The organism is Nonomuraea sp. NPDC050383 (genome assembly GCF_044459125.1).
Lineage (GTDB): Bacteria > Actinomycetota > Actinomycetes > Streptosporangiales > Streptosporangiaceae > Nonomuraea.
The window spans coordinates 20,498-42,557 of sequence record NZ_JBITIP010000011.1 but is presented as its reverse complement, the minus strand read 5'-3'; the positions used below and the strand labels follow the sequence as shown (position 1 = coordinate 42,557).

Annotated in this window: 20 protein-coding genes; 9 read left to right on the top strand and 11 right to left on the bottom strand. The window is 72.5% G+C overall.

The genetic code is table 11. The annotated features are described in order from the left end of the window. Positions 1-15: 15 nt before the first annotated feature. The 4 genes from ACIBG4_RS26020 to ACIBG4_RS26005 form a co-directional block, all read right to left on the bottom strand. Entirely contained in the window at positions 16-822 is an 807-nt protein-coding gene (locus ACIBG4_RS26020; protein WP_397204036.1) for an MBL fold metallo-hydrolase, read from the bottom strand. Between the two features lie 27 nt (positions 823-849). Beyond that, a complete protein-coding gene (locus ACIBG4_RS26015; protein ID WP_397204247.1) occupies positions 850-1,479 on the bottom strand; it encodes a response regulator in 630 nt (209 codons plus the stop codon). 2 nt (positions 1,480-1,481) lie between these two features. Continuing rightward, a complete protein-coding gene (locus ACIBG4_RS26010; RefSeq protein ID WP_397204035.1) occupies positions 1,482-2,639 on the bottom strand; it encodes a sensor histidine kinase in 1,158 nt (385 codons plus the stop codon). A gap of 157 nt (positions 2,640-2,796) precedes the next feature. Further along, positions 2,797-3,093: a hypothetical protein gene (locus ACIBG4_RS26005; RefSeq protein ID WP_310707651.1), complete on the bottom strand. Its 297-nt coding sequence runs from the start codon at positions 3,091-3,093 to the stop codon at positions 2,797-2,799. Between the two features lie 218 nt (positions 3,094-3,311). On the opposite strand from ACIBG4_RS26005, the gene ACIBG4_RS26000 reads away from it, so the two are divergent. From ACIBG4_RS26000 to ACIBG4_RS25985, 4 genes are all read left to right on the top strand, one after another. Continuing rightward, the gene (locus tag ACIBG4_RS26000) at positions 3,312-3,788 is read left to right on the top strand and encodes a hypothetical protein (protein ID WP_397204034.1); all 477 of its coding nucleotides are present in this window, start codon (positions 3,312-3,314) and stop codon (positions 3,786-3,788) included. A gap of 108 nt (positions 3,789-3,896) precedes the next feature. Continuing rightward, on the top strand, positions 3,897-5,288 hold the full coding sequence (locus ACIBG4_RS25995; RefSeq protein ID WP_397204033.1) for an AlkA N-terminal domain-containing protein: 1,392 nt from the start codon (positions 3,897-3,899) through the stop codon (positions 5,286-5,288). 348 nt (positions 5,289-5,636) lie between these two features. Further along, a complete protein-coding gene (locus tag ACIBG4_RS25990) occupies positions 5,637-6,308 on the top strand; it encodes an NAD(P)-dependent oxidoreductase (RefSeq protein WP_397204032.1) in 672 nt (223 codons plus the stop codon). A 41-nt stretch (positions 6,309-6,349) separates the two neighbouring features. Then, positions 6,350-6,739 (top strand): antibiotic biosynthesis monooxygenase family protein, encoded by a 390-nt coding sequence (locus ACIBG4_RS25985; RefSeq protein ID WP_397204031.1) that lies wholly within the window; start codon positions 6,350-6,352, stop codon positions 6,737-6,739. 63 nt (positions 6,740-6,802) lie between these two features. Here the strand turns inward: ACIBG4_RS25985 and ACIBG4_RS25980 are convergent, their stop codons facing one another. Both ACIBG4_RS25980 and ACIBG4_RS25975 read right to left on the bottom strand, forming a co-directional pair. Continuing rightward, the gene (locus tag ACIBG4_RS25980) at positions 6,803-7,267 is read right to left on the bottom strand and encodes a DoxX family protein (protein ID WP_310707656.1); all 465 of its coding nucleotides are present in this window, start codon (positions 7,265-7,267) and stop codon (positions 6,803-6,805) included. Between the two features lie 26 nt (positions 7,268-7,293). Further along, positions 7,294-7,752 carry a carboxymuconolactone decarboxylase family protein gene (locus tag ACIBG4_RS25975; RefSeq protein WP_397204030.1) on the bottom strand — a complete coding sequence of 153 codons (459 nt, stop codon included), beginning with the start codon at positions 7,750-7,752 and terminating at the stop codon, positions 7,294-7,296. Positions 7,753-7,889: 137 nt separating this feature from the next. Here ACIBG4_RS25975 and ACIBG4_RS25970 point away from each other — a divergent pair, with 137 nt between their 5' ends. Further along, the gene (locus ACIBG4_RS25970) at positions 7,890-8,768 is read left to right on the top strand and encodes a sigma-70 family RNA polymerase sigma factor (RefSeq protein ID WP_397204029.1); all 879 of its coding nucleotides are present in this window, start codon (positions 7,890-7,892) and stop codon (positions 8,766-8,768) included. Positions 8,769-8,920: 152 nt separating this feature from the next. On the opposite strand, the gene ACIBG4_RS25965 is transcribed toward ACIBG4_RS25970, so the two are convergent. Both ACIBG4_RS25965 and ACIBG4_RS25960 read right to left on the bottom strand, forming a co-directional pair. Continuing rightward, positions 8,921-9,418, bottom strand: coding sequence for a carboxymuconolactone decarboxylase family protein (locus ACIBG4_RS25965; protein WP_397204028.1), 498 nt, complete (start codon positions 9,416-9,418; stop codon positions 8,921-8,923). Positions 9,419-9,501: 83 nt separating this feature from the next. Then, positions 9,502-10,656 (bottom strand): serine hydrolase domain-containing protein, encoded by a 1,155-nt coding sequence (locus tag ACIBG4_RS25960; protein WP_397204027.1) that lies wholly within the window; start codon positions 10,654-10,656, stop codon positions 9,502-9,504. Between the two features lie 143 nt (positions 10,657-10,799). Between ACIBG4_RS25960 and sigJ the strand changes: the two genes are divergently transcribed. After that, entirely contained in the window at positions 10,800-11,687 is an 888-nt protein-coding gene (gene sigJ, locus ACIBG4_RS25955) for an RNA polymerase sigma factor SigJ (protein WP_397204026.1), read from the top strand. 116 nt (positions 11,688-11,803) lie between these two features. Next, a complete protein-coding gene (locus ACIBG4_RS25950) occupies positions 11,804-12,739 on the top strand; it encodes a hypothetical protein (RefSeq protein WP_397204025.1) in 936 nt (311 codons plus the stop codon). 39 nt (positions 12,740-12,778) lie between these two features. On the opposite strand, the gene ACIBG4_RS25945 is transcribed toward ACIBG4_RS25950, so the two are convergent. Both ACIBG4_RS25945 and ACIBG4_RS25940 read right to left on the bottom strand, forming a co-directional pair. Beyond that, entirely contained in the window at positions 12,779-13,624 is an 846-nt protein-coding gene (locus tag ACIBG4_RS25945; protein ID WP_397204024.1) for a DUF72 domain-containing protein, read from the bottom strand. Positions 13,625-13,658: 34 nt separating this feature from the next. Beyond that, positions 13,659-14,336 (bottom strand): DUF4291 domain-containing protein, encoded by a 678-nt coding sequence (locus ACIBG4_RS25940; RefSeq protein ID WP_397204023.1) that lies wholly within the window; start codon positions 14,334-14,336, stop codon positions 13,659-13,661. Positions 14,337-14,457: 121 nt separating this feature from the next. On the opposite strand from ACIBG4_RS25940, the gene ACIBG4_RS25935 reads away from it, so the two are divergent. Further along, positions 14,458-15,192, top strand: a complete 735-nt coding sequence (locus ACIBG4_RS25935) for a TetR/AcrR family transcriptional regulator (protein WP_397204022.1) — start codon at positions 14,458-14,460, stop codon at positions 15,190-15,192. A gap of 63 nt (positions 15,193-15,255) precedes the next feature. Here ACIBG4_RS25935 and ACIBG4_RS25930 read toward each other — a convergent pair whose 3' ends face one another. Then, the gene (locus tag ACIBG4_RS25930) at positions 15,256-18,870 is read right to left on the bottom strand and encodes a S8 family serine peptidase (RefSeq protein ID WP_397204021.1); all 3,615 of its coding nucleotides are present in this window, start codon (positions 18,868-18,870) and stop codon (positions 15,256-15,258) included. Positions 18,871-19,180: 310 nt separating this feature from the next. Between ACIBG4_RS25930 and ACIBG4_RS25925 the strand changes: the two genes are divergently transcribed. Next, complete coding sequence (locus tag ACIBG4_RS25925) at positions 19,181-22,051, top strand: AAA family ATPase (protein ID WP_397204020.1); 2,871 nt, start codon at positions 19,181-19,183, stop codon at positions 22,049-22,051. The last annotated feature ends 9 nt before the right edge of the window (positions 22,052-22,060 follow it).

Genomic DNA, 22,060 nt, shown 5'->3' with positions numbered 1-22,060 from the left:
CCGGAGGCGGGCTCGTCAGGCGAGGAGGCTGTCGAGCTGCATGAAGGCGCGCTCGATGATCTGCCGGGTGACGTCCTCGGGGTACGGGAACTGCTTGACCATGTCGCGCAGCCCCTCCACGTGCGCCCGCCTGGCCAGCGCGGCGACCGTCGCCAGCTCCGCCACCTGCGCCTCGGCGAACGCGCGGTCCACCACCGCGCCGTGACCGGGCACGATCACCTCGCCGGGCAGCTCGGCCAGCATGGCGGCCGCCGTCTCCGGCCAGTCCAGGGGGTACGAGTCGCCGAACGCCGGCGGCGCCCCCTGCTCCACCAGGTCGCCCGCGAACACCACCCCGGCGTCGGGCACGTACGTGACGATGTCGTTGCTGCTGTGGCCGAGCCCGAAGTGGCGCAGGTGGACGCTCCGGCCGCCGATGTCGAGCGTCGCGGCGGTGGTGAAGGTGTGGTCAGGCGGCACGATCACCACCTCCTCCACCTCCTCGCGCCTGGCCTCCGGCACCCGGTCGACGACGCTGGCGCGCTGCTCCAGCCCGTACCGCTCGATCTCCTCCGCGCACCTCACGTGGCCCCAGATCTCGGCGGGCAGGAACGGCGCGTTGCCGAAGTAGTGGTCGAAGTGGGAGTGGCTGTTGACGACCGTCCACGGGCTGCCGGTGATCCGCCTGATCGCCTCGATCAGGTCCTCCGCCTCACGGTGGGACATCCGCGTGTCGAGTACGAGGCAGTGCCCGTCGCCGACCACCAAGCCGACATTCATGTCGTACGACCTGTGGCGCCGGACGTACACCCGGTCGCCGACCTCCCGCCATTGCTCCCTCATGAACGAAACCTTACTGACCGGACGATCTCAGCCCCGGAGGTAGGCGAGGACCGCCAGCACCCTGCGGTGGCCGTCGGCGGCCGGCGGCAGGTCCAGCTTGGTGAAGATGCCCGCGATGTGCTTGGCCACGGCCGCCTCCGTGACGAACAGCTCACGCGCGATCGAGGCGTTGGCGCGGCCCGCGGCGACCAGCCCGAGCACCTCCCGCTCGCGGGGTGTGAGCCGCGCCAGCGGGTCGCGGCGCCGCCGCAGGAGCTGGCGCACCACCTCGGGATCGACGACCGTGCCCCCGGCGGCCACGCGGTCGAGCGCGTCCACGAACTCCCGCACGTCACCGACGCGGTCCTTCAGCAGGTAGCCGATGCCGGCGCCGCCCTCCGAGTCGAGCAGCTCGGCGGCGTAGGTCTGCTCGACGTACTGGCTGAGCACGAGCACGGCCAGCTCCGGGCGCGCCCGGCGCAGCTCCAGGGCGGCGCGCAGCCCCTCGTCGGAGAAGCCGGGCGGCATGCGCACGTCGGTGACCACGACGTCCGGCCGGTGCTCGGTGGCGGCCTCGATCAGCGCGGGCGCGTCTCCGACGGCGGCGAGCACGGTGTGGCCGAACCGTTCGAGGAGGCCGACCAGGCCCTCCCGGAGCAGGACGGCGTCCTCGGCCATCACTACGCGCACGGGATCTCCACTCGCACCAGGGTGGGCCCGCCGGCCGGGCTGGACACCGACAGCCTGCCACCCACGACGGCGAGCCGGTCGGCCAGGCCGGTCAGGCCGCTGCCGCGCCCCGGATCGGCCCCGCCGCGGCCGTCGTCGCGGATCTCCACGAGCAGCGTGCCGCCCTCGGCGCGGCCGGTGACGCGGGCCGCGCTCGCGCCGCTGTGCCGGGCGACGTTCGTGAGGGCCTCCGTGACGACGTAGTACGCGGTGACCTCCACGGCCGGGGGCAGCCGTTCCTCCAGCGCGAGCTCCACCTCGACCGGGACGGGCGAGCGGCCGGCGACGTCGCGGACGGCGGCGGGCAGTCCCCGGTCGGTGAGCACCTGGGAGTGCACGCCCCGGATGAGCGCCCGCAGCTCGGCCAGCGCCTGCTTCGCCTCGTCGTGCGCCCGCGCCACCAGCCGTCCGGCCGGAGTGTCGTCGGGCAGGTCCAGCCGGGCGATGCCGAGGCTCATCGTCAGCGCCACCAGCCGCTGCTGGGCGCCGTCGTGCAGGTCACGCTCGATCCTGCGTCGCTCGGTCTCGAACGCGTCCACGAGCCGGGCCCGCGACCGCAGCACCTCGCTCAGCTCGGCGGCCTGCGGGGCCAGGATCGCACGGGTCATGGCGCCCCTCGCCCCGGCCCAGGCGGTGAGCGTGTACGCGGCGACGGGCACCAGGAGCACCCCGAGGCCCGAGGCCGCGAGCCCGACGGGGACGCTCACGGTGGGCTGCACCACCGGCGTCAGGATCAGCAGCACGAGCCCGACCGCGGCGAACAGCGCCATGACCACGTCCAGCCACCACAGCAGCAGCACCGTCACCCCGCCCAGCGCCGCCTCCCGGCGCAGCCCGCCGGGCGTGACGGGCAGCGGCACGTCGTCCACCAGCCGCAGCCGCCACCGTTCGTAGCGGGCCACCACGGGGGTGAGCAGCGCGACCACCGCCACGCCGGCGACCGCGACGGCCGGGGAGGCCGTCACCGCCACCCCGGCCACGACGCCCATGACGGGCAGGCCGGGCACGACCGCGGCCAGCAGGTAGGCCAGCGAACGCCACGGCCAGGCCGACCTCAGGAAGGGGATCGGCCGCTGGGTGAGCGCTTCCGGCGCGGTCCTGACGAGCACGCCGCGACACTATCCGCGCGCGGCCCCAGGGGTCGGTAGTGCCAGGTAGACCTTTTTGCCCGCATTCGCACCGGGACTTCTCGCAGGCGAGCTCAGAGGGGCGGATTCAGCCTCCGGGCCGCGGCCGGTGGACCGGGAGCTGAGCACGCGAACCCCATCATCGACTGACGGCGTCCCGCTCGATGGCGGGCAGGGCAGTCAGGAAGGGCGTGGAGTCGTCCGATGGCGGCGGCACCGGGTCCGGGCGGTCCACGGCCCGGAGGGTCAGGGCGCCCGCGGCCAGCACGACCAGGCAGACCGTCACGATCAGCACCCGCCGCCGCAGCCGGGAGCCCGGTGCGAAGGCCAGCCGGAGCCGCCATCCCAGTCCCGGCGGTTTCAGGCGCACGCCGGCCGTCAGGCGGGCGAACGCCGCGTCGACGTCCAGCTCGGGCTGGTCCTCAGGCGGGTTCACAAGACAGCGATCTTAAAACACTACAAACGCCATCAAGCGCTTTCTCGATCACATATTGATCACGCACTCGATTTCGATGCGCGGGGCACGGCATTTCGGTGCGGAATTCGGCGGGGGCGCCGTTCAGGAGTGTTGTACGGCGTGGCGCGCTTTTCCACCGCGAACGCTCGACATAATGAGGTGATCACCTGGTCGCGAACGCCCGGCGGGAGGAATCCATGCGTTCCGTCGCGGGAATGGGAGCCGCCGCCGTTCTCGTGATGAGCCCGGCCACCGCAACCGCTCTCCCTCGCCCGTCCGTCTCCACGGCCGCCGTCCGCGGCCCCGTGCCGGACGACTGGAAGAAACGCACGTCCCTGCGGATCCTGCCGCCGTGGCCGCGCCAGAACGACGAGGTGCGGGTCTTCGTCCACTGCCCCGTCAAGGCCAACCACGCGCTCATCGGGTCCACCGCGTTCACGCTGAAGGGTTCACGGCGCATCTACCGCGAGGTGGGGCTGGGCCTGTCCGACCGAGGGCTCGGCCGGCGCGCCGTCGGCATCTCCTACTACGCCTTCCCGGGCGACCACCTCGCGCACCTCAGGTGCGTCAAGGTCACGATCGACGAGCACACGCGCATCCGGAAGGTGCGGCTGATCAGCCGCTTCACCGTGCCGCTGGTGGTACGCCCGTTCCGGCTCGGCCGCTTCTTCTGACCCGGCCGTCCGCCGGGAGCGGCCGGTCAGATCTGGGCACACCTTCCCATCCCCAGTTGTCCGGATATGTCTGGCATGGCAGGGGGGGCGGTGTCGTACATCTGACCCATGACCACGTACTCCGCCGTCGTCACCACCGGCATCTACTGCCGGCCCGGGTGCGGCGCGAAGCCGCTGGCGAAGAACACCCGCACGTACGAGCTGGCCGCCGCCGCCGAAGCGGCCGGGTTCCGCGCCTGCCTGCGCTGCCGGCCGTACCGCGTGGCCGGTCCCATCGCCGCCGACACGCCCGAGCTGGTGTGCCGGGCGTGGCAGCTCATCATCGACGGGGTCCTCGACGAGGGGACCGAGGCGGCGCTCGCCGAGCGGGTCGGGCTGTCGCCGCGCCACCTGCGGCGCCTGTTCCTCAGGCATCTCGGCGCGAGCCCCGACCAGCTCGCCCGCTCCCGCCGGGCGCACTTCGCGCGGCGGCTGCTCGACGACACCGACCTGACGGTGCTGGACATCGCGTTCGCCTCCGGGTTCGGGAGCCTGCGGCAGTTCAACCGGATCATGCGTGAGGTGTTCCGCGCCTCGCCGACCGACCTGCGCGACCGGCGGCACCGCGCGGACCGGCTCGTCGCCGACGGTGGCCTCGCGCTGCGGCTGCCGGTCCTGCCCGGCTACGACTGGGACGCGGTACGGGACTTCCTCGCGGCGCGGGCGGTGCCGGGGGTCGAGGCGGTCGAGGGGCGTACGTACCGGCGCACGATCTCCGTGGACGGCGCGCCGGGGGTGCTGGAGGTCTCGCCCGGCGACACCGCGGGGCACCTGCTGCTGCGGGCCCACCTGCCGTACTGGGAGGGGCTGATCCACGTGGTGGACCAGGTGGGGCGGCTGCTCGGCACGGAGACCGACCACGCGGCCGGGGTCGCCGCGCTGTCCGCCGATCCGGTGCTCGGGCCGGTGGTCCGGGAGCGGCCCGGGCTGGCCGTGCCGGGGGCGTGGAGCGCGCTGGAGATCGGCGTACAGGAGGTCCTGGGCCGGGGCCGGTGGCTGGAGGCGCTGGTGGAGGACCTCGGGACGCCGGTCCCCGGGCTGCCCGGCGGCCTGACCCACGTCTTCCCGGAGCCCGGGGCGCTGACCCGGCCCGCCCTCGCGGCGCTGACCCTGCCGGAGACGGCCTCCCGGCTGGGAGAGGCGGAGGTGGCGCGGGTCGCGGCGCTCGCCGCGGCCGTCGCCGGCGGGGACGGTGCGCTCGGGTACGGCACGAGCCCGGACGCGCTGGGGGCGCTGCCGTACCTGGACGAGGACCTGCGCCAGGCCATCGGGCTGCGGCTGGGGCAGCGCGAGGCGTTCCCGCTCGCGGACCCGGCGCTGCTGGCCGCGCTGGAGCGGCTCGGCGTGCCGCGGACTGGCGCGGCCCCGTGGACGGCCGGGCGGTGGCGCCCGTGGCGGGCGCTCGCGGCCGCCCACCTCATGGCGTACGGCGAGCGTCACCGCGTTCCGAGCCGGACCTGACATGGCGTACGGCGAGCGTCACCGCGGTCGGAGCCGGACCTGACGGGGCGGTCACCACGTGAGGTGGAGCGCCTCCGGGGAGCGGTGGATGAGGGTGAGGGCCATGGTGACGTCGGTGCGGGTCGTGTCACATTTTCGCCGCGCGCCGCGTCATGGGGTCGACGGAACGTACTCGGCCGCCGACCTCACGGAGCAGCTCTTGCGAGAGTCGTCACCTTCGCCGCACCCGCCCCGTCAAACAGGTGAAGACGAAACGCGAGCAAGTGGGTGTCCATATGCCAGCGACCGCGCACGAGCGGGGATCACCTGCCCCGCAACCTCTTTCAACGAACCCGGAGGCATTCGTCCATGAAACTCACCGTCTTCGGCGCCAGTGGTGGCGTCGGTCGGCATCTGCTCGACCAGTCGCTGGCCAAGGGGCACGACGTCACGGCCGTCGTACGGGATCCGGCCAAGCTGGACGGGCAGTCTGTCCGCGTCGTGCGTGCCGCTGACATGGCCACGGCCGATGTCGCGACGCTGCTGCCCGCCGTCGAAGGAGCCGACGCCGTTCTGTCGGCACTCGGCCCGCCGAACAATGCCGCGGCCGGGGTGGCCTCCAGAGGCACCAAGGCGATCCTCGCGGCGATGCGGGCCGCCGGGACCCGTCGACTGATCGTGGTGAGCGCCGCCCCGGTGGGCACCACGCCCTCTCCCGGCCGCCCCCACCCGCCCCGGCACGACCCTGGCGATGGGCCGTTCCTGCGTTACCTGGTGTATCCGATCGTCAAGGCCGCGCTACGTCCGCAGTACCTGGACCTGGCCGTCATGGAGGACGCCGTGCGTGACAGCGGCTTCGACTGGACGGTGCTCAGGCCGGTGCAGCTGACCGACAAGCCGGTGACCGGCGCTTACCGGACGGCGGTGGGACAGAACGTGCCGGGCGGCCGGTACGTCTCGCGCGCAGACGTGGCCCACGCCATGCTCGCGGTGCTCGACCGGCCGGAAACGGTCAAGCAGGTCATCGGCATGGCCAACTGACGCTCTCATCGCCGATCACAACCGACCGCAAGGGAGAAATCATGATGGAAGTTCCGATCACCCGTACCGAAACGCCTGTCGACGAGCCGATCACCATGATCAACGCTTTCACCGTACCGATAGAGGAGTCGGAGGCGTTCCTGCCGCTGTGGGAGGAGAACGCCGAGATCATGGCCAGGCAACCGGGATTCATCCGTGCCCGGCTGCACCGATCGATGATCGACGACGCTGAGCTGCGGTTCGTCAACGTGGCCCAGTGGGAGAGCGGGAGGCAGCTGGAAGAGGCGCTGAGCAGGCCCGAATGGCACGAGAGCGCCCAGCGGCTGCTCAATGATCCCGGCCTGCACATCACCACGCGGCCCAGCATCTACGAGGTCGTCGTCGACCTCCTGCCCTCTCACGATGGAAGCGGCGAACCGGCGACCAGTTGAAACCGGCACCGCGGGACGGCATGGCCATGATCACCAGCTGGATCATGGCCATGCCGGTTTCTCCTACCGGACGGTCGACGCCCGGCCGACCGACGAGCTCGGCACCGCGCGGGCACTCCGGTCGTCGAGGGGATGGAGAAGGTCCCGCCAGTCCGATGGCCAGTTCGCCAGCGCAACGCCGATCATGATGATCAGGTGCAACGGCGCCGATACCTCCTCGTACAAGGGGGCGACATCGATGAGGTGGGTCGTCACCGCGCCGATCAGCACGAACACCAGACCCGCGGCACCGATGAACCTGACCCGCCGCCGCGGGACGATCATCATCAGTCCGAGGACGAGCTCCAGGGCGCCGACGACGAACCGCATCCACGGCGGCCAGCCCCAGTCGACGAACTTCTCCGCGTAGGCCGGACCGAAGAATGTCGGCCCGGGCCAGAACTTGGTGACAAAGCCGATGAAGAACGACACGGCCAGATACCAGTAAAGGATCGTGGACAGCCGTCGCGGCCACGTACGTGCGGTCATGAGCACTCCGTCGTGTTCGCCACGGCTCAGCCCCACTTCTGGCCCGCGGGCTGCCGGGTGGTGACGTTGAGCCGGTTCGACAGGTTCGTCACCGCCGCCATCAGAACGATCGCGGCCAGCCCCGCTTCGTCGTAATGCCGGGTCGCCTCCTCCCAGATCTGGTCGGGGACCGGGTCGGTACGGTCGGCGAGCCGAGTGGCGGCCTCGGTGAGGGCCAGCGCGGCCCGCTCGGCGTCGGTGAAGTACGGCGTCTCCCGCCAGGCCACGAGCAGCCCCATCCGCTCGTCGCTCTCGCCGCTCTTCCTGGCGGTACGGACACCCGACTCCACGCAGGGGCCGCAACCGTTGATCTGGCTGGCGCGCAGGTGCACCAGCCCCAGCGTGGTCTCCGGCACCCCGCCCGTCCGGGCGGCCTTGAAGAGCTCCTGGACGGGTGCCATCGCCGCCGGCAGGACGGCGGCAGGATTCTTCATCCGTGCTTGCATGTGTCTCTCCGCTCCATGGGCTGGACTTCCACCCTGATGACGCGCCGCGGGAAGAGGATGTGACAGCAAGCCGCCTGTCACCTCTTCGAGGTCTCCTCCGTCATCCCGTTACAGGCGACACGGGAGGGACGGCGTCAATGGAGGAGAAGGACCTGCTGGCCGGCTGGTTCCAGCAGCATCGCGACCATCTGTGGGCAGTGGCCTACCGGCTACTCGGCTCGTCGAGCGAGGCCGACGACGCACTCCAGGAGGCATGGCTACGGCTCAGCCGCGCCGGCGCGGAGGACGTGCGGAACGTGCCGGGCTGGCTTACCACGATCGTCGCACGGGTGGCGCTGACCATGCTGCGCGATCGCAGGACACGCCGCGAGGAGCCGCTACGCGCCTCCGGGCCGGACCCGATGGCCGACCTTCGCGAGGCGGACGACCCCGAGCACGAGGTGGTCATCGCCGAATCGGTCGGCTTGGCGCTGCTGGTGGTGCTCGACATGCTCGCGCCCGCGGAACGGATCGCGTTCGTCCTGCACGACATGTTCGCTGTGCCGTTCGGCGAGATCGCGTTGATCGTGAACCGTTCGCCTGCCGCGGCCCGGCAACTGGCCAGCCGCGCCCGCCGACGCGTACAGCAGACGACGACCCCGGACACCGGGACCGATCCCGCCAGGCAGCGGGAGATCGTCGCAGCCTTCCAGGCCGCGTCACGTGGCGGTGACTTCACGGCCCTGCTCGCGCTGCTCGACCCGGACGTGGAGATCAGCGCGGATCGCACCGCCGTGCTCTCCGGCGCGGCGAGACTGGTACGAGGGGCGGACGGCGTGGCCGAGACCTTCGCCGGCCGGGCCCGGGCCGCCGAGCTCGCGCTCATCGACGGGGCACCGGGTCTGGTATGGGCGCCGGGTGGACGGCCACGGATCGTTTTCGCCTTCACCATCACGAACGACAAGATCACGCACGTCGACCTGCTCGCCGACCCCGCATACCTGAGGGACCTCGAACTGGTGATGCTCGGTGGGTAGGCGCGGAGGTCTTCATGTCCTGGACGTCCTGGTACCAGCCGTTCCCCGCCCGGATGGCGGCTGACTGCCGCGCACGAAGGCCGGCCGGCGGGGGTGCTCAGGGTGAGGCGCAGGCGCCGCGTCCTCACCCTGGGCGAGTGCCGCTGGTGGGTTTACTGCTTCCACTGCTCCGCCGGTGACACACCGGGCAGCGGCTTGCCGATGAGGGCCAGCGGAATGAAGAAGCAGACCTGGCCGATCGCCATGGTGAGCGTGGCGAGCGCCTTGTCGTCGTAGTGCTCGCACGCCCGCTCGTACAGCTCGTCGGGGACGCGCTCACCGGCCGGGTTCGGGGTGAGGACGGCCTCTACCAGGGCGAGCGCGATCCGTTCGGCGTCGGTGAAGTAGGGGGCGTCCTGCCAGGACGCCACGGCGGTGATGCGCTCCTCTGTTTCCCCGGCCTTGCGGAGGTTGCCGGTGTGCAGGACCGTCAGGTACGTGTTGCCGACGATCTGACCGGCGCGCAGCTGGACCAGACTGATGGTGGCCTGCGGAATGGAGCCGTTCCCCGTCGCCTTGAACATGGGTCCGCCGATGTCCTTCAGCTCGGGGACGAGCACGGCGGGGTTGGGCAGGCGCGACTGGCGGTTCTGCTGCTCGGTGGTGGTCATGGTGGTGAGGTTCCTTTCTGAACGGTGTTTCGCCGCTATGACGGATCGCACGGACCGAAGGTGACCGGTGCGGCGATGGGCTTTCACCAGGGGCTACTCGCCGCGGCGTCGTGCACCGCGGCGGCCAGCCGGTCGTGTTCGGGGTAGGACCAGCCGAAGCCGAAGCGGCGCCGGGTGTAGCCGAAGGCGATGCCGCTGAACGGGTCGGCGAAGGCTTCCGAGCCCGCCGAGCCGTCGTGGCCGAACGCGTTCGCGCCGAGGAACGGGTAGCGCATGCCCTTGGCCTGGAAGCCCAGCGCGTAGTTGCCCTGATCGCCGCGGACCAGGTCAGCGCCGATGGAGTGCAGCTGGGCGAACTCCCCGACGGTGTCCGGCTTGAGCAGCGGAGGTTGCCCTTCGATGCCCCAGACGGCCGCCGCGTACAGGCCGGCCAGGCCGCGGGCGCTGCCCACCCCGCCGGCCGATGCCTGGCCGTTGGCGCGGACGGCGCGGGTGTTGGCGAAGGCCACCTGGTCCAGCGGCGGCGTGCTGTTGAGCCCGTAACCGATGCCGAGGATGCTGTTCGGTCCGGGCACGTTCGACCAGAACGCGGCCTCCTGCTCCGGGGTGGCCGTCCACCACTCGATCGGCCTGAACCGCTCCTCCTCCGCCGCGGGCAGCCCCAGGTAGAGGTCCAGCCCGTACGGGGTCCGGATACGCTCGTCGTAGACCCGCTGCAGCGACTGCCCGATCACCCGCCGGATCACCTCGTTCACCAGGGCGAACGTGACGAACCCACCGTAGCCGTAAGCCGAACCCGGCCGCCAGTACGGGCGCTGCCCGGCCAGGCGGCGCGCGATCACCGCGTCGTCGGCCAGCTCGGCCGCCGACAGCCCGCCGTCGACGCCGATGACGCCGGAGCGGTGAGTCAGCACGTCCCGGAGCGTGATCCCGTCCTTGCCCGCGGCGGCGAACTCCGGCCAGTGCCGGGCCACCGGCTCGTCGAGATCGAGGACCCCCTCCTGCACCAGAAGCGCCGCCACCAGCGTCGCGGCACCCTTGGTGGAGGAGTAGACGCCGGTCAGCGTGTCACCGTTCACCTCGTCCCCGGCCCACAGGTCGACCACCCGCCGGCCGTGCGCGTAGGCGGTCAGCTGCGAGCCCACCTGGCCGTCCTGCTCGGCCACCACCGCGGCGAACTCCGCGCGCACCCGCTCGAAGCCGTCCGCGACCGTTCCGTGGACATCCATCGTGCTCATCGTCGGCAACCCTTCGTGAATGAGTGTCTGGCAGGGGCACGACGGATGGTCCGGGGGAAAGGTGACGGGGTGCGTTCGCGGTCACTTTTCCTCGGTTTGATGCGTCATCGGGATGACGTTCGCCGATGGAGAGGAATGCGATCGTGACGCCCCACGACTTTCTGGCCGACCGGTTCCAGGGGCACCGCCCCCATCTGAAGGCGGTCGCCTACCGCATGCTCGGCTCGCTGAGCGAGGCCGAGGACGCGGTCCAGGAGGCATGGCTGCGGCTGGCGCGCTCAGATTCGGGGGACATCGACAATCTCGGTGGCTGGCTGACCACCGTGGTCGGCCGGGTGTGCCTGGACATGCTCCGCGCCCGCAGGTCTCGACGCGAGGAGTCGCTGGAGGACCGGCTGCCCGATCCGGTGATCAGCCGCGCGGATGCCGCCGACCCGGAGCAGCAGGTGCTGCTGGCCGACTCGGTGGGCCTGGCGCTGCTGGTCGTGCTGGAGTGCCTGACCCCGGCCGAACGGCTGGCGTTCGTGCTCCATGACATGTTCGGCCTGCCGTTCGAGCAGATCGCGCCCATCGTGGACCGCACCCCCGTGGCAGCCAAGAAGCTCGCCAGCCGCGCGCGCCGGCGCGTCGGCGGCGCAGCCCCGAACCCCGACCCCGATGTGAGCAGTCAACGCCGGGTGGTGGACGCCTTCCTGGCCGCCGCCCGCGACGGCGACTTCGCCGCGCTGATGTCCATTCTCGACCCCGACGTGGTGCTACGCGCCGACGGCGGGACGCTCACCGGCGGCATGCAGGTCATCAGGGGCGCCGCGGCCGTGGCCGGGAAGCTCGCCACCTTCCAGCGTATGGCCACCAGCACCGCCACCCACCCGGCGATCATCAACGGCCTTGCCGGCCTGGTGAACACCATCGACGACCAGCTGATCTCCGTCATGAGCTTCACCATCTCCGACAGCAAGATCGCCACGATCGACATCCTGTCCGACCCCGACCGCCTGGCCCGGCTCGACCTCACCCACATGGAGCCGTGATGCCTGGCGCACGCCGACGCAGCAGTGTCGCCGGTGCCGCCGAGCCGAGGGCCCGTTACGAGGCGGACGCAGACGGGCTTGACCCTGACACCGTGTCAGGCGGAACGGTGCGGAGCATGTCTGTCACCTACGTCGGCTCCGGGCCGTACTGCTACGCCAACTCCCTTGCGATGGTCCTGGGCGGCGATGCGCCGCCTCCGGCTGTGATCGAGGTCCTGACAGGCTCGCCGTACGGGATGCAGCTCATCGGTGGCCGACTACCGCTGTTCGACGCGTTCGGCTGGGACCCCGAGATCGGGATCGACGCCGCGATCGGCCTGCTCGGCTGGGAGTGCGAGTGCGCGGACGGCGGGACGGCGGCAGCGGCGCTCGACCGGCTGCACCGGGCCTGCCAGGACGGCCCGGTGCTGGCCGGACCGCTTGAGCTCGGTCTACTGGCATACCAACCCGGGTCCGGCAGAGCGGTCGGCGCCGACCACTACGTGGTGGTGCTGGAGGTGGACGGCGACACCGTGCTCGTGCACGACCCGCAGGGCTACCCGTACGCCACACTGCCGGTCGACGCCTTCGCCGAGGCGTGGCACGGAGAGCTGATCCCCTACCTGGAGCGGCCGTTCCGGATGCGGCACAGGTTCACCCGGCGCAAGCAGGTCAGCCCGGAGGAGGCGTTGCGGTGCTCCCTGCCCGCCGGACTGGCCTGGCTGGCAGGAAGGACGGACGTGGAGGTCCCTCCCGGCACGCTGGGGCAGGCCGAGGCCGCCGAGCGCACGGCCGAGCTGGTGGAGGAAGGGCTGGATCCCGAGATCAGGATGCTGTGGCAGGCGTTCGGGGTGCGGGTGGGCGCCCGCCGCCTCAACGACCTGGCGGCCTGCCTGTCGTCCCTCAGCCCCGACGCGGCGGCCGTCGCCGCGGAGCAGGCCCGCATCGTCGGTGGCCTGCAGGGTCCGCTCGTATCGGGCGACGACACGGTGCTCGCGGCCGGCCTTCGCCGCCTGGCCCCCACGTACGAACGGCTGCGCGCCGCCCTGATCGCCGACAGGACGGCGTCCTGAAACAGTCTCTCTGACCAGGCGCGCCGACACCGCGGGGTCTCAGAAGAGAGTCAGCGGCTCGGTCCCGGTGGCGTCGGACGGCGACATGGGCTCGGGCAGCGGCTCCAGCTCGGGCACCAGGGCGCGGACCTCGTCGTGGAAGCGGCGGGCGAGGGGCAGCGCCTCGGCGTTGTCCGGGGTGTGGACGAAGACCGTCGGGGAGCGGCCTTCGCGCAGCCACTCCACGACCGTGCCCACCCACGGCCGCCAGCCCTCGACCGTGCGCGTGATGTCGTCCCGGCCGAGGTAGCGGACGATCGGACGGTCGGTGAGAGCCGTCGCGCGACGGGGCACGCGCGGCTTCTTCGTCCAGGCGTCACGCTCGGCGTCGCTGGTGGGCGGGCTGTCGAAGAACGCGACGGTGTCGAACGGGATCCACTCGGTGCCGACGCGGCCGAGCACCGACTCCAGCGCGCGGGCGGCCCGTACGTCCTCGAAGAACGCGCGGTGCCGCACCTCGACGGCGTACCGGTGCCCCTCGGGGAGCCGCTGGAGGAACGCGGCGAGCGTGCCGAGGTCGTTCGGGCCGAACGAGCCCGGCAACTGGACCCACAGGGCGTGCGCCCGGGGCCCGAGCGGCTCGATCGCGTCCAGGAACGCCCGCAGCTCCTCGCCCGCGCCGGTGAGGCGGCGCTGGTGGGTGATCGGCTTGGGCAGCTTGACCACGAAGCGGAAGCCGGGATCGGTCTGCGCCGCCCACGACTCCACCGTGCTCCTCGCCGGGGTGGCGTAGAAGGTGGTGTTGCCCTCCACCGCGTCGCACCAGGTGGCGTAGGCCCGCAGGCGCTCGGTGGGGGGCAGCGGGTGCGGCAGGAAGCGTCCCCGCCACGGTGTGTGAGTCCACATGGCGCATCCCACATGAAGCCGCATGCCCACGACGCTACACGCCCCGCTCCGCCGGGAGAGTGGCGCCGATGGAGCGGGCGAGGTCCGCGGGCAGGGGGTACGGGCGCTCCGCGGGCAGCAGGCCGGTGATGTCCCGGCCGTCGCGAAGGGCCCGCCGGAGGTCGTGGACACGGCCGGTCACGTCCGTGATCGCGACGATCCACTCGCCGAGGTAGCGGGTCACCGCCTCACCGGACAGGCCCACCTGGATCGACCGGTACGGCAGGGCGTTGTGGTGCGGGTCGCGCTCGGGGTCCCACTGGATCCGGACCGGGCTGGCGCGCAGGCGTGCCTTCCACCCGGCCGCGTCGGCGGCGCCGTCGGAGTGGCCGTCGGGGAGGCCGTCCGAGTGGCCTTCGGGACGGCCTTCGGGACGGCCTTCGGGACGGCCTTCGGGGTGGCTGAGGCAGGCGTGCTCCAGCGCCCACGCGAACCCGTCCCGCGTGATGTCGATGGCCAGGACCCTCGTCTGGCCGGGCTTGGCGGCCCAGCCGCAGCGGTACATCATCCACAGGAAGGACGGCTTGATCCAGGTCATCCGCTCACGCTTGAACGGGGGCACGAAGCGCTGCGCGGCGACGGCCGGGCCGGCGATGGCGGGGTCGTATGCCTGGTAGACGGTGATGGACTCGTCGGTGAAGGTGGCACGGATCTGCCGGTACGGAACGTTCATCCAGGCGATGGTGCAGAACCGCCCACCTGCCCGGCAACCGGTTTCCGCTCGGCGATACAACGTATGTTGCCGATACAGTGTCCCGTACGGACAGGCCTGCGCAAGGAGAGGAGGCGCGAAGGTGGCGCGACGAGAGGCCGGAGAGGGCGAGCCGACGCTGGTGTGGGAGCGGCCCGAGCCACCGGCCAGGCCCGCCCCGACCCCCCTGAGCAGGGACGGGATCGTGCGGGCCGCGATCGAGCTGGCCGACGCCGACGGGCTGGACGCGGTGTCGCTGCGCAAGGTCGCCGCCGCGCTCGACGCGGGCCCGATGCGGCTGTACGGCTACCTGTCCACCAAGGAAGAGCTGCTGGACCTCATGGTGGACGCCGTGTACGGCGAGATGCCCCGGCCGGCCCGCACCGGCGACGACTGGCGAAGCGCCCTGCGCTCCCTCGCCCACGGCACCAGAGAGGCCGCCCTGCGGCACGAGTGGTTCGCCGACCTGCTCGGCGGACGGCCGCACCTCGGTCCCAACGCGCTGGCCCGCCTGGAGGCGTCCCTGGCCGCCCTCGACGGCGCGCCCGGCTTCGACCACATCGACACGGTGCAGCACGCCGTCCAGACGGTGAACGTCTACCTGGTCGGGGCGATCAGGACCCAGGTCGCCGGGCTGCGCGCCGAGCGGGACACCGGCCTGGACGAGCGGCAGTGGCAGATCGCCTCCGGCCCGTACCTCACCCGGATGCTGGCCACCGGCCGCTACCCCACGCTGGCCCGCTGGGTCCACGACGCCACCCACATCGACGCGGACGCGACCTTCGAGGCCGGCCTCGCATGCGTCCTGGACGGCATCGCCGCCCGCCTCCGCCACTGAGATCCCCCGTGGAACGCGGATGCCCCCGGCACGAAAGAGCCGGGGGCACCTGGTGTCAGGCCGTCATGGGCGCTTCCACGGTTCGAAGTAGGCGACCGTGGCGAAGTCCATCTCCAGGGCGTCGGGCGGGGTGCCGCCCGTGGCGCTCACCCCGGTGACGAAGAGGCGGACCCCCGTGCCGGCCGCCGTGTCCACCGCCAGCGCGTGCGCGCTGTCGCGGGCCGCGACCTGGCCGTCGTAGCGGCCGGTCCAGAGCGGCGCACCGGTCCCGGCGTCGTAGGCGATCGTCACGTAGTCGTCGCCCGCCGACTCGTCGTCGGAGCTCTCACCGGTGACGACGACCTTGCCGCCGTCCGGCGTCACCGCGACGTCCCAGGCGTAGTCGTCGCGGTTGGCCTGGCCGTTGTGGCGCTGCACCCACGACCGCTGTCCCGTGGCCGGGTCGTAGGCGACGGTGGTGTAGTCGGCCTCGGTGCCCTCGCCCGTGGTGTTGCCCGTGACGTACAGCTTGCCGCCGCCGGGGGCGAGGGTGATGTCGTGGGGGTTGTCGCTGAGGTGGGCGGGGCCGTCGAAGCGGTCGGCCCACAGCTCCTTTCCGGTCGTGGTGTCGTAGGCGATGGTGGTCATGTCCGTCTGCGTGTCACGGTTCTCGGCGGAGCCGGTGATGAAGACGGTCTTGCCGTCCGCGGCGACCGTCGCGGCGACGGGGATGTCGATGGCGTTGGCCGAGCCGTTGTGGGCGGCGGTCCAGAGCTGCCGGCCCGTGCCCGCCTCGTACGCCACGGTGCCCCAGTCGGCCAGGCCCGTGCCCGACGGCCCCGAGCTCTGGCCGGTGACGAAGATCGTGGACCCGTCCGGGCTGACCTCGACCACCCGCGCGTCGTCCGTGCCCCCTCCGGGCCCGTCGAAGTACGACGTCCACCTGGGTGTTCCGTTGTCCGCGTCGTACGCGACGGTGACGTAGTCCTCCTTGCCCGCCTCGCCCATCGTGCTCATGCCGGTGAGGTACACGGTCTTCCCGTCGGGGCTGACCGTGAGCGCGTTGGCGAAGTCGGAGCCGTTGCCCGCCCCGTTGTGCCGGGCGACCCACAGCTCCTTGCCCGTGGCGGCGTCGTACGCGATGGCGACCGCGTCGCTGCTGGTGTCCTTCCCGGTGCTGAGCCCGGCGAGGAACACCTTGGAGCCGTCGGGGCTCACCGCGAGCGACTCGACCTCGTCCCAGCCGGCGGGGCCGGTGTAGCCCGCGTTCCAGACCTCGGCGCCGGTGGCCGGGTCGTAGGCGACGGTGGCGATGCGCGGCTTGAGCACGCCCGGGGCCGGGTCGTAGCTGACGCCCGACACGTAGAGCCGCTTGCCGCCGGGGTCGAGGACGGTCTGCTCGGCCGAGTCGACGCCGCCCGCGGCGCCGAAGGTGGCCGCCCACTTCTCGGGCACCGGGCGGACGAGGACGGGGACGTTCACCGTGTGACGGCCGTCCTTCCAGGTGAGCCGGCCACCCCGGTAGACGTTCATCGGGGCGGTGGCCTGCGTGAACGTGACCGTGAACGACCTGGTCTCACCCGCGCGCAGCGTGAGCCGGCTCGGGGAGACCTTGGCCGTGATCCCGGCCAGCCCCGAGGTGGACGCCGTGTAGGTGGCGGTGGAGCGGCCGACGTTGGTGACCCTGCGGGTGACCGTCTGGGTGCCGGCCAGCCGCCCGACCGCGATGGAGGGGACGTTCATGTCGCTCGGGTCGAGCGAGTGGCCGGCCTTGGCCAGCGCCTGGCAGACCTTGTCCTCGACGCCCTTGGTGGTCGCGCAGAGGAACGCGGACCAGTCGTCGACGCCGCTGTCGTAGGCCAGGCCCGGGTCGGCGGCGCTGTTCGGGGTGACGTGCCCGGCTCCCTCGCCGAAGATGACCGCCGGCTCCGTGCCGGGTCCGTCGCGGACGTCGGAGCCCGTCGTCATCAGCGCCGACTTGATCGTCATGGGCGACCAGTCCGGGTGCAGGTCCTTCAGCAGCGCGGCCAGTCCGGCGACGTGGGGCGAGGCCATGGAGGTGCCGCTGAGGACGTTGAACTCCTGCCCGTTGTTGCCCGGCGGCGCCACCGCCGCCAGCACGTCCTGCCCGGGGGCGATCAGGTCCGGCTTCAGCAGGTCGCCGCCGCCCGCGCTGAGCGGGCCGCGCGAGGAGAACGAGGCGATGTACGGCGCCGGGACGTCGGTGCTGATCTTCGCCTGGTCGATCGTCGCCGTCGCGCCGGGGGTGGCGGCGTAGTCCTTGACCGCCTGCCTGTCCTTGACGTCGAGGTGCACCGTGGGGATCGTGTGCAGGTCGGCGTTGAGGGAGTTCTCGTCCACGTTGGTCAGGACCATGCCGACGCCGCCCGCCTCGGCGACGGCGGCGCTCTTGTTGAACCGGGGCGTCACCCCGCGGTCACAGATGACGATCTTGCCCTTGACCTTGGCCGGGTCGAGGACCGGCTTCCCGTCGTTGTCCTTGGTGGTGTAGCACTGCGCGGCGCGTGTCGGGTCGGCCCCGGGCAGCGCCGCGGCGGTCGCGTCGACGAGGGGCGCGGGGCCGGCCTTCGCCGCCAGCGAGACGCCGCTGTACGTGGCGCCGTTCCCGAGCGTCACCGAGCCCTGGGCGCCGCGGTTGTGCGTGCCCGCCGCGACCGTGGTGATCCAGGGGGACGGGTGCGCGACGGTCGACGCGGCCGGGCCGTCGTTCCCGCCCGCCGCGGCGACGAAGACGCCCGCCTCCGCGGCCGACAGGAACGCCATCTCCACCGGGTCGAGGAAGTCCGTGCTGGTCCCGGAGACGGAATAGTTGATGACGTCCACGCCGTCGGCCACCGCCTGGTCGATGGCGGCGACCAGGTCGGAGGTGTACCCGTTGGCCGTGGACGCGTCCTGCGTCGACCAGAGCGCCTTGTAGGCGGCGATCCGGGCGCGCGGCGCGATGCCGCTCACCTTGCCGAACGTCGCGGCGGCGCCGGTCGCGGGCACGTCGTGGTTGCCACCGGCCGTCGAGGCCACATGCGTGCCGTGGCCGTTGTAGTCACGCGGGGACAGGTACTCCCAGGGGAAGTACTCCTTCACCGCCGCGTCGCCGCCCCACGCGGCGGTGAAGTGCCGCGCCGCGACGAGCTTGCCGTTGCACGCCTTGGGGTCCCAGGAGTCGTCGCCGGCCTGCTCGCACTCGCCGTGGAAGCCCTTGACCGGAGGGTACGGCTTGCCCTTGCCGTCGGTGCCGGCGAAGCTCTTGGCGTCCGGCCAGATGCCGCTGTCGATGACGCCGATGACCAGGCCCTCGCCCGCGCCCTTCTTGCCGTCCGGGCCGCCGAGCCGGTCCCAGAGGCCGCCCCGCGCGTCGAGGCCCAGGAACGACGGCGTCGAGGACGTCGCCACCGACACCTTCCTGTCCTCGGTCACGGCCACGACCTCCGGTAACGCCCTCAGCTGCGCCGCCTGGTCCTTGGTCAGCTTCGCGGCGAAGCCCTCGAACGCGTACACGTACTCGTACAGCTTCTTGCCGCCGCCCGCCTTGCGCAGCGTGGCGTCGTGCCGGCCGCGCAGGTGGTCGACGTACGTGGTGACCTCGGCGGAGCGCGGGTCGATCTTCTCGCCGCGCTGAGGCTTGGTCGTGGCCAGCCCGGCCCTGTCCCCCTCGTACGTCACGACGGGGTCCTCGGCCATGTGAACTATGTAAATTTTCTGCTCTTCCGGGCCGGCTTCGGCGGAGGCCGGGCCACCGGGCCAGGCGGCTCCGGCCAGCATCAGCCCGGTCAACGCCAGCGTCGCCGACAGCCGTCTACGACCATGGCCAGCGGATTTGGACAGTTCCATCGTTGCCCTCCGTGCATCGCCGCCGATCAAAGCGGACGATCGCTGAGGCTAACGAGATCCGGCCATACGGGTGATCCGTACCGTATACGGATTTTTGCCACCTAACCCGGACGGAGAGATCCGCTAACCTGCTGGTGGTGAGCGAGAGGGGGTTGGCCGGATGCCCTTGGCGCCGCCCCGCCGCCCCTCGGGCTCGCTGTCGGACGTCCTCGTCGGACGGCAGTCCGAGCTGGCGCTCCTGCGTACGGCCGTCGCCTCCCCGCCCTCGCTCGTCCTCGTCGAAGGCGAGGCGGGCATCGGCAAGAGCCGCCTGGTGGGAGAGCTCCTCGCCACCCCGGAGCTGGCCGGCGTCCGCAGGCTCGTGGGCCAGTGCGAGCAGCTCCAGGAGCCCCTGCCGCTGTCTCCCGTGCTCGACGCCATCCGGCTGACCGGCGCCGAGCTGGCACGGTCCCGGCCGCTGAACCCGGTGACCGGGGCCCTCGCGCCACTGCTGCCGGAGATCGCCGGGCAGCTCCCGCCGCCCCCGCCCGCGCTGCACGACCAGCGGGCCGAGCGGCACCGGGTGTTCCGGGCGGCCGTCGCGCTGCTCGACCACCTGAGCCCGCTGGTCCTCGTCCTGGAGGACGTGCACTGGGCCGACGGCGGCACCCACGATTTCCTCTCCTTCCTGGCCTCCCACCAGCCGCGCGACCTGTCGGTCATCGTCACGATCCGCCCCGCGGCCGGGCCCCTGCCGCTGCGGGAGGCGTTCGCCCGGGCGCCGTCCGGCCCGGCGCTGACGATCGGCCTCGCCCCGCTGAGCGGCTCCGAGGTGGAGGAGCTGGCGGCCGGCATCCTCAAGGCGGACCTCCCGCGCACGTTCACCGCCCCGCTGTACGAGAAGACGGGCGGCATCCCGTTCGTGGTGGAGGAGGTGCTCCGCACGCTCCTCGAACGGCTGCCCGCCGGCGAGATCCCCGGCCGGGCCGACGTCCTCGCCGGTCTCGCGGTGCCGACCGTGCTGCGTGACGTGGTGCTCCAGCGCCTGGCCTCGCTCGACGACACGGCACAGGAGATCATCGGCGCCGCGGCCGTCGTCGGCATGACGCCCGACGAGCACGTCCTCGCGGACGTCACCGAGCACGGCCCGGCCGAGGTCGCCCGGGCGCTCGCCAAGGCGCAGGCCGTCGGGCTCCTGCACGAGCAGGACGGCGGGTGCCGCTTCCGGCACGCGCTGGCGCGGCAGATCGTCTACGAGGCCCGGCCCGTGTCGGGCCGCCGCTGGCTGCACCTCAGGACGGCCCGCGCCCTGGAGTCCCGCCCGGGCCCGAAGCCGGTGGCCGGGCTGGCCCACCACTACCTGCACGCCGGCCGTACGACGGAGTTCGTGGAGAACGCGGAGGCCGCCGCCGGCACGGCGATGTCCCACGGCGACGACGCCACGGCCGCGCGGTTCCTGCTCCAGGCGCTGGAGACCGGCGAGTTGCCCGGCGACGTGCGGGTACGGCTGGCCGTCAAGCTCGGCCGGGCGGCCGTGGACGGGCTGGCCCACGCCGAGGCCGTGCCCATTCTCGAACGTCTGCTGGCCACCGAGCCCCTGCCCGCCCACCTCCGGGGCGAGCTGCGCTTCGCCCTGGGCCGTCTGCTGCGCCAGCAGGGCGAGGCCCGCGCCGGCCACCTGCGGATCGAGGAGGCGCTGGACGACCTCGCCGACCGGCCCGCCCTGCTCGGCCGCGCCCTCGCCGTACTGGCCGCGCCCGAGACCGTCGTGGACCGGCACATCAGCGAGCACACCGCCCGGTGCGACGAGGCGGAGGAGGCCGCGCGCCGCAGCGGCGACCCCGACGTCGGCGTCGCGGTCCGCATCACCCGCGCCTCGCTGCTGCTGGAGCAGGGCGACCCGGCGAGCCGGCGGCTGATCGACGAGCTGCGGCACGACGACGGCCTCCGGGCCGCGCCGCGCGAGCACGCCCGCGCCTGCCTCAACTGGGCGCAGGGCGCCCTGCACATCGGTCACCTGGACTGGGCCGAGGCGCTGCTGGCCGAGGGACGCCAGGTGGTGGACCAGGCGGAGTACCTGCGGCTGGCGGAGATCGTCGAGCTGGTGACGGCCGCCGCCGACCACGCGGCGGGACGCTGGGACGGGCTCGCCGGCCGCGTCCGCCACCTCGGGGACAGCGCTCCGGCCACCTTCGCCGCCGCGACCCTGGACGTACGGCTCCTGCACGGCACGCTGCTCGCGGCCACGGGCCCGGCCGAGGAGGCGGTGGCGGCCCTGACCGAGGTCATCGCGATCGCCGAACGCGTCGGGGCGGTGTGGCCGCTCATCCCCGCGCGGACGGCGCTGTCCCGGCTCCTCCTCACGCTGGACGACGCGGCCGGCGCGGCCGAGCAGGCGACGGCCGCGCTGGTACGGGTACGGGCGAAGGGCAACTGGGTGTGGGGCGCGCAGAGCGTGCTGTGCCTGGTGGACTCCCTCGACGCGCTGGGCAGGGCGGGTGAGGCGGTGGAGCTGGTGGACGAGCTGGCCGCGGGGATCGCCGGCGCCGACGCGCCCCTCGCCCAGGCGGCCCTGCTGACCGCCCGCGCCGTCCTCGCGCGTGCTTCGGGGCCCTCTGCGGCCGACCGGCTGCTGGACGGGGCCCGTACCGTGCTGAAGGACGCCGGCCTGCGCTACGAGGAGGCCCTGACCGGCGAGCGCCTCGGCCGATGGCGCTGCGAGCAGGGCGCGGCTGACGGCGGGGGGCTGCTGGAGGGCGCGTTGCGCCTGTACGGCGCGATGGGCGCCGACCGCGACATCGCCCGGATCTGCCGCGTCATGCGCCGGAACGGCGTGCCCATCCCGTACCCCTGGCGCGGCGGCCGCCCGTCCCACGGCCAGATCCTTTCGTCGAGGGAGCGTGAGGTGGCGCTGCTGGCGGCGGCGGGGAAGACGAACCAGGAGATCGCCGCCGAGCTGTTCCTGTCCAGGCGCACGGTCGAGAGCCACGTCTCCAGCGCCCTGCGCAAGCTCGGCCTCCCCTCACGCAAGGAGCTCAGGACCCTGCTCTGACGCCCGGCT

Excerpts from the sequence above, each read along its gene's own strand:
- ACIBG4_RS25990 (WP_397204032.1), top strand. The coding sequence starts at position 5,637 with ATGAAACTCACCGTCTTCGGCGCCAGTGGTGGCGTCGGTCGGCATCTG.
- ACIBG4_RS26020 (WP_397204036.1), bottom strand. The coding sequence starts at position 822 with ATGAGGGAGCAATGGCGGGAGGTCGGCGACCGGGTGTACGTCCGGCGC.
- ACIBG4_RS25985 (WP_397204031.1), top strand. The coding sequence starts at position 6,350 with ATGATGGAAGTTCCGATCACCCGTACCGAAACGCCTGTCGACGAGCCG.
- ACIBG4_RS25970 (WP_397204029.1), top strand. The coding sequence starts at position 7,890 with ATGGAGGAGAAGGACCTGCTGGCCGGCTGGTTCCAGCAGCATCGCGAC.
- ACIBG4_RS26015 (WP_397204247.1), bottom strand. The coding sequence starts at position 1,479 with ATGGCCGAGGACGCCGTCCTGCTCCGGGAGGGCCTGGTCGGCCTCCTC.
- ACIBG4_RS26000 (WP_397204034.1), top strand. The coding sequence starts at position 3,312 with ATGCGTTCCGTCGCGGGAATGGGAGCCGCCGCCGTTCTCGTGATGAGC.
- ACIBG4_RS25960 (WP_397204027.1), bottom strand. The coding sequence starts at position 10,656 with ATGAGCACGATGGATGTCCACGGAACGGTCGCGGACGGCTTCGAGCGG.
- ACIBG4_RS25940 (WP_397204023.1), bottom strand. The coding sequence starts at position 14,336 with ATGAACGTTCCGTACCGGCAGATCCGTGCCACCTTCACCGACGAGTCC.
- ACIBG4_RS25965 (WP_397204028.1), bottom strand. The coding sequence starts at position 9,418 with ATGACCACCACCGAGCAGCAGAACCGCCAGTCGCGCCTGCCCAACCCC.
- ACIBG4_RS25995 (WP_397204033.1), top strand. The coding sequence starts at position 3,897 with ATGACCACGTACTCCGCCGTCGTCACCACCGGCATCTACTGCCGGCCC.
- ACIBG4_RS25925 (WP_397204020.1), top strand. The coding sequence starts at position 19,181 with ATGCCCTTGGCGCCGCCCCGCCGCCCCTCGGGCTCGCTGTCGGACGTC.
- ACIBG4_RS25930 (WP_397204021.1), bottom strand. The coding sequence starts at position 18,870 with ATGGCCGAGGACCCCGTCGTGACGTACGAGGGGGACAGGGCCGGGCTG.
- ACIBG4_RS25950 (WP_397204025.1), top strand. The coding sequence starts at position 11,804 with ATGTCTGTCACCTACGTCGGCTCCGGGCCGTACTGCTACGCCAACTCC.
- ACIBG4_RS25975 (WP_397204030.1), bottom strand. The coding sequence starts at position 7,752 with ATGCAAGCACGGATGAAGAATCCTGCCGCCGTCCTGCCGGCGGCGATG.
- ACIBG4_RS25980 (WP_310707656.1), bottom strand. The coding sequence starts at position 7,267 with ATGACCGCACGTACGTGGCCGCGACGGCTGTCCACGATCCTTTACTGG.
- ACIBG4_RS25945 (WP_397204024.1), bottom strand. The coding sequence starts at position 13,624 with ATGTGGACTCACACACCGTGGCGGGGACGCTTCCTGCCGCACCCGCTG.